14 protein-coding genes are annotated in these 13,356 nt (G+C 35.8%); 7 read left to right on the top strand and 7 right to left on the bottom strand.

The features are described 5' to 3' along the window. Nucleotides 1-15 precede the first annotated feature (15 nt). Nucleotides 16-1,206, bottom strand: coding sequence for a helix-turn-helix domain-containing protein (locus tag EL194_RS04860; RefSeq protein ID WP_034886853.1), 1,191 nt, complete (start codon nucleotides 1,204-1,206; stop codon nucleotides 16-18). Nucleotides 1,207-1,401: 195 nt separating this feature from the next. Here EL194_RS04860 and agaV point away from each other — a divergent pair, with 195 nt between their 5' ends. The 7 genes from agaV to EL194_RS04830 all read left to right on the top strand — a co-directional run bounded on the left by agaV (nucleotide 1,402) and on the right by EL194_RS04830 (nucleotide 6,866). Beyond that, a complete protein-coding gene (gene agaV / locus EL194_RS04855) occupies nucleotides 1,402-1,878 on the top strand; it encodes a PTS N-acetylgalactosamine transporter subunit IIB (RefSeq protein ID WP_003775652.1) in 477 nt (158 codons plus the stop codon). 19 nt (nucleotides 1,879-1,897) lie between these two features. Further along, entirely contained in the window at nucleotides 1,898-2,704 is an 807-nt protein-coding gene (locus tag EL194_RS04850) for a PTS mannose/fructose/sorbose/N-acetylgalactosamine transporter subunit IIC (RefSeq protein WP_003775654.1), read from the top strand. Then, the gene (locus EL194_RS04845) at nucleotides 2,694-3,614 is read left to right on the top strand and encodes a PTS system mannose/fructose/sorbose family transporter subunit IID (RefSeq protein WP_003775655.1); all 921 of its coding nucleotides are present in this window, start codon (nucleotides 2,694-2,696) and stop codon (nucleotides 3,612-3,614) included. The genes EL194_RS04850 and EL194_RS04845 overlap by 11 nt, the downstream gene beginning before the upstream one ends. A 109-nt stretch (nucleotides 3,615-3,723) precedes the next feature. Further along, the gene (locus tag EL194_RS08570; protein WP_169313673.1) at nucleotides 3,724-3,897 is read left to right on the top strand and encodes a hypothetical protein; all 174 of its coding nucleotides are present in this window, start codon (nucleotides 3,724-3,726) and stop codon (nucleotides 3,895-3,897) included. Next, on the top strand, nucleotides 3,873-4,088 hold the full coding sequence (locus EL194_RS04840; protein ID WP_003775658.1) for a hypothetical protein: 216 nt from the start codon (nucleotides 3,873-3,875) through the stop codon (nucleotides 4,086-4,088). Before EL194_RS08570 ends, EL194_RS04840 begins: the two co-directional genes overlap by 25 nt. A gap of 107 nt (nucleotides 4,089-4,195) precedes the next feature. Then, complete coding sequence (locus EL194_RS04835; RefSeq protein ID WP_232012984.1) at nucleotides 4,196-4,774, top strand: integrase core domain-containing protein; 579 nt, start codon at nucleotides 4,196-4,198, stop codon at nucleotides 4,772-4,774. A gap of 193 nt (nucleotides 4,775-4,967) precedes the next feature. Continuing rightward, nucleotides 4,968-6,866 (top strand): LPXTG cell wall anchor domain-containing protein, encoded by a 1,899-nt coding sequence (locus EL194_RS04830; RefSeq protein WP_003775662.1) that lies wholly within the window; start codon nucleotides 4,968-4,970, stop codon nucleotides 6,864-6,866. A gap of 41 nt (nucleotides 6,867-6,907) precedes the next feature. On the opposite strand, the gene EL194_RS04825 is transcribed toward EL194_RS04830, so the two are convergent. The 6 genes from EL194_RS04825 to EL194_RS04800 all read right to left on the bottom strand — a co-directional run bounded on the left by EL194_RS04825 (nucleotide 6,908) and on the right by EL194_RS04800 (nucleotide 13,317). Then, the gene (locus EL194_RS04825; RefSeq protein WP_003775664.1) at nucleotides 6,908-8,209 is read right to left on the bottom strand and encodes a class II D-tagatose-bisphosphate aldolase, non-catalytic subunit; all 1,302 of its coding nucleotides are present in this window, start codon (nucleotides 8,207-8,209) and stop codon (nucleotides 6,908-6,910) included. Between the two features lie 142 nt (nucleotides 8,210-8,351). Beyond that, complete coding sequence (locus tag EL194_RS04820) at nucleotides 8,352-9,668, bottom strand: uracil-xanthine permease family protein (protein WP_003775669.1); 1,317 nt, start codon at nucleotides 9,666-9,668, stop codon at nucleotides 8,352-8,354. A gap of 444 nt (nucleotides 9,669-10,112) precedes the next feature. Next, complete coding sequence (locus tag EL194_RS04815) at nucleotides 10,113-10,574, bottom strand: DUF5680 domain-containing protein (RefSeq protein WP_003775670.1); 462 nt, start codon at nucleotides 10,572-10,574, stop codon at nucleotides 10,113-10,115. Between the two features lie 81 nt (nucleotides 10,575-10,655). After that, nucleotides 10,656-11,219 (bottom strand): accessory gene regulator B family protein, encoded by a 564-nt coding sequence (locus tag EL194_RS04810; protein ID WP_003775673.1) that lies wholly within the window; start codon nucleotides 11,217-11,219, stop codon nucleotides 10,656-10,658. A 79-nt stretch (nucleotides 11,220-11,298) separates the two neighbouring features. Beyond that, nucleotides 11,299-12,597, bottom strand: a complete 1,299-nt coding sequence (locus EL194_RS04805) for a sensor histidine kinase (protein WP_003775675.1) — start codon at nucleotides 12,595-12,597, stop codon at nucleotides 11,299-11,301. Then, nucleotides 12,598-13,317, bottom strand: coding sequence for a LytR/AlgR family response regulator transcription factor (locus EL194_RS04800; RefSeq protein WP_016357586.1), 720 nt, complete (start codon nucleotides 13,315-13,317; stop codon nucleotides 12,598-12,600). Nucleotides 13,318-13,356 lie beyond the last annotated feature (39 nt).

Here is a 13,356-nt window from a genome sequence, read left to right as displayed (position 1 = left end):
AAATAAAAATACCAGCTAATCATCGCTGGTATTTTTATTATATAAAGACTGCGCATACTCGGTGGGAGACAAGCCAAATTGTTTTTTAAACTTACGGGAGAAATAGTGAATTGAACTAAAACCTAAACGCATCGCTACCTCAGTAATGGGTAAATTTTCTTCCAAAATCATGACTTGTGCTCGCATCATCTTAATATCATTAATATACTGCTTTGGAGGCATGTCCATGTTTTTCTTAAAAAGAACTTGTAAACTTGAACGACTGATCGCAAAGTGATCACATAAATCCTCTACCGATATGGGTTCACAGATATTATTTAAGATATACTTATTAATCTCATTTACCAATTCATTTTCAAAATTAGCTTGAATAGGATTCGAGTTCAAATGTTGTGTGTGATTTGGGCTGTCATATTGAATGACCAAGATGATCAGTTCTTGCAAGTACGAAATCATGAGATCTCGTGAATACGGTACGTTATATGTTTCTAAAATCGTTGAATGTTTAATAAAACTATTAAACAAATTATACATTTCTTGTGTACAGGTAAAGACTTTATTTTTAATATGATCAATATCATGCACATTAATGTTCATGTCAAACATGATTGTTAAGTAAGAACAGGACTTATCCCCTTCAATGCGTTGTTTATGAAATTGATTTGGGAAATAAAGCATCATGCTTTGACTTTCAAGTTTGAATTCTTTCCCATCAATTTCCGTAACCAACTCCCCTGTATCCACATACGTAATTTCCCAATAGAAATGCGATTCCCCAGAAAAATGATAGTTTTTCCCTTTAACACTATAATAATATGAAAAAATATCGGTAACATAAAACTTAGGACGTATCGGAAGGTAACCTACCTCTTGTTCATTCTCATAGTGATGAACGGTGTAAACACCATCCGATTGAATGGATTCTTCAATCACAGCACTTTGTGTAAGTGGGATTACGGTATAAGGGATATCAGGATTTAATCGGGCAATCCGATGGATTACAAACTGTTCTGGATCACCTGATGGATCTAAAATCACAACCAATGCAATCCCTTCTAATACTTCAAGTGTAACGGGCACTGATACTGACTTTAAGTACTGAGGAACTTTTCCTTCCACAAAGAAACGATGAACTTTAAAGTTTGATGGGTGATCTTGTACTTGTCCATACTTCAAGAATTGTGGGCTTGTCGTTTTTAAATACATAGTTTCTCCTTTATTCATTACAAATATTCTAACTTAATCATAAGATATTCTTGTTCTTATTGTGTGATAAGCAAACGAGTAAACACAAAAGTGCAAAACAAGTATAAAATTGTGCAAATATTATTTGTGAATGTTAAGGTACACTTATACTATAAGAGCGCTTACATCTCTTATGGCAGAAGGAGGAGAGTTTAGATGCCTAATATTGTATTAACACGAATTGACAATCGATTAATTCATGGTCAAGTCGCAACACAATGGTGTTCCGCTATTGGAGCTAATTTAATTCTTGTTGCGAATGACGAAGTAGCATCAAATAAAATGCGTCAAGGATTAATGGATATGGCTGCACCAAGTTATGCAACCACACGCTATTGGACCTTACAAAAGACAATCGAAACAATTCATAAGGCTTCAGACAAACAAAAGATTTTTATTGTTTGTGAGAGCCCTGCTGACGTATTAACACTTGTGGAGGGTGGTGTTCCCATTACGAAAGTAAATATTGGAAACATGCATATGTCAGAAGGAAAACGTCAAGTAGCCCAAGTTGTGGCTGTTGATGATCATGATGTGGAAGCATTTAGACGTTTAAAAGAACTGGGTGTAGAGCTAGAGATTCGAAAAGTTCCTACCGAAAGTGCTGATAACATCGAAAAGTTATTTCAATAATATATAGGAGGAAAGAATTATGAGTAGTTTTTCAATTATTCAATACTTGCTCGTATTTATCGTTACATTTATTGTTGCGATTGACCAATTCAGTTTCCTTGAATCACTCTACCAACCTATCGTTGTTGGTCCTGTAATCGGAGCGATTTTAGGAGATATGAAAACCGGGCTTGTTGTTGGGGGAACATATCAATTAATTCAAATTGGTAGTATGCCTGTTGGGGGAGCACAACCACCAAACGCAGTTATTGGTGGGATCATGGCAACAATCTTTGCAGTTTCCATGCCAAGTGTTGATCCAAGTGCCGCTGTGGGGATGGCGGTTCCATTTGCACTTTTAGGTCAATATGCTGTAACAACAGCCTTTACGTTAATGTCACCATTAATGAAGAAAGCGGATGAAGCTGCGAAAGCTGCAAATCCAAAAGGGATTGAACAAATCAACTATATCGGGATGGGTTTAATCGGACTACTCTTCGCTGTCATTATTATGGTTGGTATGAAACTTGGTGTTTCCTTTAGTGGAGCAATCGTTGATTGGTCATCCAATAATAGTTGGTTTATGGCCGGTCTTGCAGCTGGTGGTAAGATGATGCGTTATGTCGGATTTGCAATTCTTATGAAGATTATGCTCTCCGGAGAACTCTGGGGATTCTTCTTCCTTGGATTTGCATTCGCTACAATTATCAGTAAAGTTCCAGGACTTGGTGGTTCCGCATTGCTTATTATCGCAATGATCGGTACTGCTATTGCAATCTACGATTTCCAAACAAATACAAAACTACGTGACTTAACATCAGGTGGAGGTGACGAAGATGGAATCTAATACATATAAAGATCTAAATCCAGCACAACAACTGGATAAGAAAACGTTAAATAAAATGGTTTGGCGTTCACTCTTCTTACAATCATCGTTTAACTACGAACGTATGCAAGCAGGTGGATGGCTCTATGGTATCTTGCCGGGACTTGAGAAAATCCATACAAACAAGGATGATCTCTCAGCATCTATGGAACATAACTTAGAGTTCTTTAATACGCACCCATTCCTTGTTACGTTTGTAATGGGGATTGTACTATCACTTGAACAACAAAAAGCAGATATTCCTACCATTCGTGCCGTACGTGTTGCGGCAATGGGACCACTTGGTGGTATTGGGGATGCACTCTTCTGGTTAACACTCGTTCCAATTACTGCTGGGCTTACAGCGAATATGGCAATTAACGGAAGTTTAATGGGACCAATCTTATTCCTCTTAATCTTCAATATTGCGCAATTTGCAGTTCGTTACTTCTTAATGCATAAGTCTTATGAGCTTGGTACAAATGCTGTATCACTCTTTACAGAAAATGCGAAAGAGTTTACCCGTGCAGCAAGTATTCTCGGTGTATTTATTGTTGGGGCACTTGTATCAAACTATGGTGCTACATCACTACGTATCTCAATTGATCAAGGTGGTGGAGCTTTCATTAACTTCCAAGAAGTCTTGGATGGTATCTTACCTCAATTAATTCCATTAATTATTACATTGATGCTCTTTGTACTTGTTAAGAAACATAATTGGACGCCTACAAAATGTATTGGATTACTTCTCGTAATTGGTCTTGTAGGTACTGCATTTGGTATTTGGGCTGAAGACTCCGGTGCACTTGATGCAAATGGGAATCCAATTCAAGGTGGTTATACCCCAATCGTTGAATGGTATAAACTTCCTGCGCCTAGCGATTCAGAATAGGCAGTAAAAAAATGCTTAAGTAGAGTTGTCAAAAAAAAGTAGACAAGTAAAAAAAACTTGTCTACTTTTTTTGTATAATAATAAAATCAAAGATAAAACGGAGGTATTAATGATGGGAAGACCCAGAGGTGGTTTAAATAATAAATGGACTTATGAGGATCGTATTAAAGTCGTTACACGTTATACTGATGAACATATAAGTGCTGCGAAACTGTCACAAGTCCTAAAGGAACGATTAATGGGTGGATTGATCGTTTCATGCGCGATGGTAAAGAGGGTTTAAAAAACAAGAAAAAGACAGGAAATCATTTTTCTGCGCTTCATACGACTAAATCATTAACTGAGATTGAACGACTACAACTCGAAATTCTAAAACGAGATATTGAGATTGCACGATTAAAAAAAGGGTACCAGGTGAAAGGAGTTGGTGTAAACAAGGCGTTCGTTACTTTAAAAGACAAGAATTCCAAATAGCACATAATTTATCTTTTAAACATCCGATTACGTTCACTCTTAGCTTTGTGATTAAAGACTGGCATCGCCGTTTTCCAAGTTATGGCTACCATGATATCGCTGCAGTCATGAGAAAGCAAAGTGATTTAGGAATCAAATTTTCCGATAATTTAATCCACAAGTGCTGCAAGTTTTTAAGTATTAAATCAAAAGTTAAACACTATTCCTATAAAAAATCTGGAACACAAAGTCGAATTTATCCCAATATTATAATGAATCAATGGAAGGCAACACAACCTTTAGAAATTATTGGTTCTGCATTATCGCGTACAACTGGTGATCCCAAGTCTTACTATAAGTGTCTTGAGGATATCCTTGCGCTACTTAAGGATAATAAAAAAACAGCGCCCACGATTCTTCCCACAGATCAAGGAGCTGTCTACCACTCTAAAGCTTTCGCTAAAGCGCATGAAAATTATAACATAATTAGATCTATGTCACGAACTAGAACACCTACAGATAATCCAATTATCGAATCATTAAATGGATGGATTAAAGCAGAAATGGCGTGTGATTATCAATACTGGTCCGTAGATAACTTTGAAAATTTTATCGAAGAATATGTACATTATTTTAATTTTGAAAGACCTGCTTACTGTTTAAATTACAAAACCCCTATCCAATATAAAATGGATAAGGGTTTCTAGTCTTTTATTAATATCTGCTTTTGTTTAACAACTCCACTTAAGCATCTTTTTTTGTGTTCTTTTTGTGTTATTTACGAAGTATATGTGGAATATGTATATTTCATAACATCTAGGCGTTTTTTTATAACACTTTTCAATAAGGTATTCTTTGTAAGGATATAATGAACTCACGAAAAGAATGGAGTGAAACATTATGAATAGTCCTATAAGAAAATTAAGTATGGGAATCCTAACCGCACTTGTATTAACTGCTTCCCTAACTAGTGTCCACGCTGCTTCGACAACCGTAGTGGAAAATGTCGTGGTTAATCAAAAGTTTGCGAACGCATCCGGGCGTGTCGATTCTGATTTCTTTTTCTACCAAGTAAACATCACAAATAACGGGAAAAATAACGATCGTCATGATGGTTTTGATTTTAACGCTAATTTTTATCTCAAACCTTCAATCGAGGGGCGTCATTTGAAATATGTAACCAACGCGATTGATCATGTATATTATAAAAAAGATTGGTATGGCGGGAGTCGTAAAGCTGCGACAGCTATGGTTTGGGATAATGAAGAAGGACAATGGAAGGTTCCAAATCCTTGGGTAGATATTGATGGGAATCCACTAGATACTGTGACTCCCGGAAACCCGAATGGTATTCGTCTTAAAATGACGGATGGTGGCAAAAATGCACTAGAACTACGTCCTAAAGAAGATACTCCGATCCCTGAAGTTGGCTTATCAGGTCCTTTTAATTCATTAGTAAATAACGGATGGAATATGACAGAAATATCAAAAAACAGCCGTAAAAATAATGTTTTAGCCTATGATCTTTATAATGGTGAAACAGGCAAAGTGAATAATGGGAAAATTTTGGAAATTAGTCAAGAAAAAGATGAATCGCTATGGCCGCATTCACACGGTGCTTGGCACTACTTTAGTTTTGGTAATTACATTTATTATGAAATTGATAACGATGCAAGCATTACTTACGAACCCGTTATGATTAACGATGACTATGATATCGGTGATATCGTATCCCTGAGAACTGAAGCAAGTATTGATGCGCCAGTAAGCTTCAAACTCACTTATCAATGGCAAATCAGCGATGATAACGAAAGCTTTGTGAATCTTGAAGATGAAACATTAGATACCTTGTCCTTCGAAGCACAGAAAGCAAATGATGGCGCATATTATCGAGTTGTTATTGGGGTTGAACGTTCAAACACTGAAGTCGTATCTAACGCCGTAAAATTAAATATTAATAAAAATCTTGTATCATATGAATCACAACTTAGTGATGTGGAAAATCCAGATGCTTTCTATACATACAAAGATGAAACATTAGGAACATTACCTACATTAACACATCCTCTTCATCAATTCTTAGGATGGTTTTATGATCAAGATGGTACCAAATTTGCACAAAGCACTGATCCAGTTACAACGGATACACCTTTGTATGCTTCATGGGATTTGGTTGAGGATGATGAACTCTTCGTAGATGAGGAAATCAGTTATAAAGTGGGGACAGTAAGTGATGAAGCATCTTTCCTTACCCAAATCCATGCCCATGTGCGTCGTCGAAATGCACGAATGATGATTGGTGGGATCGATATTGATTCGGATATAGAAACAGCAGTCGACTTCAATGTGATTGGTGACTATGATGTAACTGTAGGTGTAACGGACAAAGTACACCATACCGCTCAAGATAAGCATGTATTGGTTCATGTCATACATGATGAACCACAAGAACAACCTAACACAACGTTACCTGAAGTTGAACAACCAGTAGACCAAAAACCTTTAATCAAACCACAAGTAAAACCCGAATTAAAACCAATCCTTCCTGAAACACCACTCGTTACAAATCCGGATAGCGAAGAAGAAGGTGAACGGGTTGAAAATGGTAATGTTACCACTGAGGTAAATACAAAATTTGTAATTAATGACGAATCAGGCTTAATTGATAGTGAAGATGTTCCTTATCCTACGCAACTACCTAATACCGGTGTAAGTTCTAATTCAAATGCTTTATTGGGACTTGGAATTACGATCGTAGGCTTTGCAGTCTTGATTTATTTCAACCGAAAAGACAAATAGGCATTAAAAAACCGTTCTCATTAGGACGGTTTTTTAATTTTTTATGCTTCTAATTCATCAACATGCGTTGCATATTGATAATCTTCTAAATAAAGTTTAATGTAATCTTTAATAAGTGCTTCCGCATTATTCTCAACAATTCCCTCTTTAATACGACGGTATTGATATGGCATGTATTGAGAAATTAATGTCATTGGAATTTCTACAGAATTTAAATTTGAAACAAGTTTTGTAATTGCAGCTTGTACTGAAGGTACTGGTAAGTAATAACGAGCACGATCACTATAGCTGTATTTACGTTTGATGAAAAGCTCAACATCTGTTCCATGGTAATGTTTTTGCCAGTTTCCAGGTTGATCAAGCATTGCAGTTTCTAAAACATCTACAAAGTTTGATGGATCTGTACAGATTTGACTTTCGATATGTGCAAGCGCAAAGAGTGCTTCACGGTATGCGAATGTTAATGCTGGTCCAACCTTCAAGATTGTGATACCATCTTCAACCATTTCACGTAAATGTGTTGGTGTTTGATAGTCTGTTGAATGACCTTCAAATACAAATGAATCAAATTCACGTTTTAATGTATCCGTAAGTTCTTTCGCATTTTCACGATTGTATTGGAATAAATCTGCATCACCAAATTCAACCCCCGGTTGCACAACAATACCGATTACAGAATCGAATACTTTTTCCACGTCTGCTGCTTTAAATGTTTCTTGGAATACACGGTATGTTTCTTTAAATGCTTCTGGAGATGTTACTGCTAAAGTATCTTCTTCCTCTTGGGCACCACCTGGAATTGGCACTTCACTACCAATAATAAATGCAGGGAATACTGCTTCAGGATCTTCTTTCAATAAATCATCATAAGCTTCTAAACAAACTTTTGCCATCATTGCTGAACGACGTGCAATGGTTTCATTTGATAACACTTCTTCAGTACTATCATCTGCAACACGCATTGATGTATCTAAGTGAATTTTTGTAAAACCAGCACGAACATAAGCATAGACTAAGTCACATGCATTTTTCATTGCTTCATCTTCATTTAAATCAGTCCATGTTAAAGGACCTAAATGGTCACCACCAAGAATGATGCGTGATTTGTCATATCCAACTTTATCGGATAGTTCATAAACAAACGCTTTAAAATCAACAGGTTGCATTCCTGTATAACCACCAAATTGGTTTACTTGGTTTGCGGTTGCTTCGATTACTACCGAAGAATTGTGTTCTTTTGCGAACTCTAATGTTGCTTCAAGTACGGGTCCGCTTGCCGTACATGCAGAATAAACACCCACAGGACGTTTATTGTTTAATAAAAATAATGGATTTTTTTTCATCTATGTCACCTCTCGAATATAGATTATCATGTTCATCGTAGCAGTGATTTAGTTTAATAAACAATTCAGTTGTACTTTTCGATTTTGGTTTGAAAAATGCAAATGAAACATCAACCATAAAAAAACGGCCGAAGCCGCTTTTTTAATAAGTCTCTTTAATTTCTTTGGGTTTATCAATAAAATTCAAGAAAAGGTTTAGGAGAATTCCGACAATTGCCGCTAAACTCATCCCTGTTAATGAAGTTTGTGATGTAATTTGAACACTTGCTCCACCAAGACCAATCACCAACATGGATGCAACGACAACCAAGTTTTTCATATCGGATAAATCCGTACGATCTTTAATTAATACTTTAATACCATTTGAAGCAATTAATCCATAGAGCACAATGGTCATACCACCAATAACAGCCCAAGGAATACTTGTGATAAAGGCTTGAACCCATCCTAAGAATCCAAGTAAGATTGCGAAGATTGCAGCCAATCCTGTCACATATACAGATCCTACACCCGTCATCGCGATTACCCCTGTATTTTCACCATAAGTTGTGTTTGCAGGTCCACCGATTGATGCAGAGACAAATGTAGCCAATCCATCTCCTAATATTGTACGGTTTAGTCCTGGACTTTCAAGATAATCTTCACCCGTAATTTCACCTAATACTACGTGGTCTCCAATATGTTCCGCAATTGTTACGAGCGCTAATGGTGCGAAAGCTGCAACGGCTGTGAAATCAAGTTTATATGTTCCAATAAATTGGAATTTTGGAATTTGAATAAAACTATAGCCTTGGAATACGGTTCCAAGATCAACAAGACCTAATACAACAGAACTAAAATATCCTACAAAAATTGCGACAAGGAATGGAACAACTTTAATAAAACCTTTTCCTCGAATGGAAACAAGCACTACACTCATGAATGTTACAAAAGCTACTAAAGGAACTTTCCATGCTGCTCCTTGAACACCCACATACTTACCTTGTTCTAAAAGTACATCAATCCCCATTAAACCTGCTTCTTTAACGGCTGTCGGAGCAAGGGATAATCCGATAATCACAATCATCGGCCCTACTACTACAGGTGGTAATAATTTCTTAATCCAACCACTACCGGTAAAAGTAATAACGATAGAAACGATTAAGTAAATTAAACCAACCACCATTAATCCGGTATAAGCACTTGCTGCGCCTCCCGTTGAAGCGATTGCGGCAGCAACACTTCCGATATACGCAAAGGAACTCCCCAAGTAAATTGGAACCTTAGCGCCTGTACATAGAATATAAATTAAGGTACCAATACCACTTGCGACAAGTGCGACCCCAACATCCAGACCCGTTAAAAATGGAACGAGAATGGTGGCACCAAACATCGCAAAGACATGCTGCAAGCTTAGGATAACCCACTTGCTAGTTGAACTGGGTTTCTCTTGAACCCCTACTGTAAGATTATGACTCATGTGTAAAACCTCTTCTTTCTCCCGTATGGTCTTTTATACAAAAGGACACCCGAAGGTGTCCTTTAAGTTTAAATAAGGTAAAAAGCAGCTTTATGCATCATAATACAAAAGTTGACTGCGTACCTTGCTGTGCTCTCTGTCACAACTTAAAGGACTCATACTATCGAGATTATAGCATAGGTTCTCAGATAAATACAAGTTCAATTTAAAAGACCCTTGTATAAGATAAAATGTGAAATACCATTTAGTTAGAAATATCATCATATTTCCAAACAGAAACCTTCAACTATGTACAACTGATGGAAATCATTAGCGAATCACTTTTGAAACTACAAGATAGTTCTTTAAAAAATACCTAATATTTACTGATCTCTCTTAGAAAAGAAAAAAAACCAAACTAAGTTTGGTGTTAATGTTTATCTCGATGTACTCATTATGTGAGTATTAATCAAAATGAGTATCTAAAACTAATCCCCCATGAAAATTGAGTTCATACACTAATTCGTCTTTATTAAAGATAAGTTCTCTGCCGATAAACCAAGAAAAATCACCATTTGCCTCCATTACATAGGTATAATCACCTTCAGAATAAAACGGTTTACCCCTAAATGGATAATCAATTGTTGGCTCCATCAAGGCCCTTTTTAAGAACTTGCTTGAAAATTTCTCTTCATTAATGACTCTTCCACTATAATTCATTGCCCAAACAGGATTTAATTGATTCCAGATTGCTTCTTCACCCGTGAACAAATGAGTACCTAAATAACTATCAATGTATTTGTACTTTCCTGAATTAAACTCTAAATCATATGAATGCGGTCGACTACTATCTACTTTTCCAAAACCTGATGCATAAGTATTTTTTTTGGCTTCAATTAGGAAAACAATTAACGCTTCATAATTCATAAAAATCTCCCTCTTTTAGTTATATTATGGTTTCTACACTTAATTGACACAGACTTAAAAGATAAATATCGTAGCGCTTAATTATGATTCACGAAGATGAATGATTTGTCCTAAAGCAAACGTTACCGTTACTACCATAATGACATTCATTACTACCAAAATAATATCAAAGATACTCGGGAGGGCTAGGGTTAGGATAAATAAAATGATGCACATGATAATAATGTAACTCATAAATCCTGAATTTTTATTTAAACGAATATTATTACGATTAAACAGAAACACAAGCATAATCGACCCACAAAATGCCGAAGATAATAACATATAAGGGACTTTAAAACTTGTATCAATAACACCTGGACCAAACACTGAAAAAACATAAGCAAAGACGGTCATAGTAAAACATCCAAAAAATGTATTTGAATGAAATGTATCATCTAAACTTCGAAGTGCCCCCAACATCACAACAAACGCAAGTGTTGGTCGAAAGCAATGAAATACAATACCCATCAGAATTATAAAACCAAAAGTAAAAAGATTGGACATCACGACTTCTAAAGCAAAGCGCATGCGATCACAATCATCTTCATCAATATATCCGTACTTATAAAAATTATGACTTAATTTAAATGATATTTTTTTCATGTAACACCTCTATTTGTATTATATGAAAAAAAGATACATGATAAATCGAAATGGTTTATATTGTATCTTTTTATGCATATTATGATGATTTTGAAAGAATCAATGTTAGTTTGAAATAATCATCTTCAATTTTACTATCCATTCTTCCTAAATATTTATTCGTTGTTTCTTTCATAGCAACCATCCCAAAACCACGTTTATCCCCAAGTCGTTTTGAAGAAAGGTAAACACCATCTTTCATTCGTGGCATTTCATGAAATGTATTTAAAACTTGAATCTTACAAAACTGGCTGTTCTCTTCAAGATATAACTTCACCACACGATTACGTTCGCATTTTCCTGCAGCTTCAATAGCATTGTCTAAAGCGTTTCCCAATAATACTGTTAAATCATACGGTTCAATTTTAAATTCAGAAATACCGACACGGGTTACAAAATGGATGTGTGGATTTTGAGTAATTTTAGAGTTTACGATGGCATTAATAACGGGATTGGGTGTATTCACATACGTTTTCAAAGCCTCATGATGAATCAGCTCATGGATATAATTACGGGCTTCATCATCTTTCCCAGACTCGATCATATACGATAAAGATGCCATATGATTTTTGAGATCATGTTTAAGTTTTAATACTTCCACATCGGATTCTACACGTTCCACTTCACGTTTTTGGTATAAATTAAACGCATCAATCATCGTTTGATAGGTCTCGTTTTTGACCTTCATTTCAAAGTAGTTACTGATAATCATAAACATGATTGAAATTAAGATAGTCTGGATTATAATAAAGTAAAAGATAAGATTTTTAGAAATAATATAATCTTGAGTCAAAACAATATCAAAAAGTACAATGATTACGAGAAGATTCACAACAAGATAACCGAGTGTATAGTTAGATACGAAAATATCTTGGGTAAACTGCTTTGGCCCTAATAACCGTCGTAATAACTCAATGAGAATGATTGTAATGGTCTTAATCCCAAACATCACAATCATTCTTAATTCGGTTGCACCCATCAAGACATCAACTTGAATATTGGTAATCTTTACAACTGCGGATATTACAAGAATTGTGATAATTCCTAACAGCAGATAATAAACAATTGCGGACATGACCTTCGCAAAAACACTTCCATCAAAAAGCACAAATACATAAACAACCAGCAGCACCCCCATAATAATCGAAACAAAGGAGGAAAATGCTGTCGATACGGTTGCGCTAAAAATTAAAAAGGATGTTAGGAAGGTAACACCCCAGAATTTGAATTTATGATTATCTTTAGTTGTAAGAAAGACTTGCGCCGCTCTAAAAAGCAACAATACATCTAAAAGACAAAACAATGCTTCCCCAATAAGCATCATGCCTTCATTTGTCATCTACAATCGCTCACTTTCTACTAAGAAATCCAAGTAATTTTGATATAAATTTTTAAACTGACCGCGTGAAACTTCAATCAGATCATCATACCCCTTCAGTTTGATAACCCCTTTTCGCATCTCTTGAATATACATCATATTCACAATATAACGACTATTGGGTTGAATAAACATGGATTCAGGTAAACTCTCATACACTTTTGTGAGACTGGTTGACTTCATGACATAGGATTCATCTTGAGTAAAAATCGTTATATTTCGATTTTCATACAATGCAAAGACAATTTCCATGAGTTCTAAATTTAAAATCCCTGAATCAAACTTAAAAACAACACTATCACGTTGTGTAAGACGTGTTGTAAGTTGAATTAACGCCTCTGGCAACTGCAAATCCAATTCTTGCTTTAAGATATAGTCATAGACATTCAGACCAAATGCGTCCTTAATATAGCCCTCATAGGAAGTGATAAACACAACAACGGTACTTGGACTATCCAAAGAAAGACGTTTCGCTAACTCAACGCCATTTCGAGAACCCAACTCGATATCCAATAAAACAATATCGATCTTGGTCTGTTTAACACATGACAACACATCATCTGGATTATCAAAGATTAAGACGCGATAATCAATATCTCGGCTAAGCAGCGTTTGATTCACAACTTCCCGAAGACGATCATGCATTATCGTTTCATCATCAACAATTGCTATTTTAATCATAACCATACCATTCCTTTGCCTAAATTATAGCATAACCCC

The sequence above is a fragment of the Erysipelothrix rhusiopathiae genome, assembly GCF_900637845.1.
GTDB classification, from domain to species: Bacteria; Bacillota_I; Bacilli_A; order Erysipelotrichales; family Erysipelotrichaceae; genus Erysipelothrix; species Erysipelothrix rhusiopathiae.
Note: the sequence above shows the minus strand (reverse complement) of the source record. Positions and strands in the feature narration are given on the sequence as shown.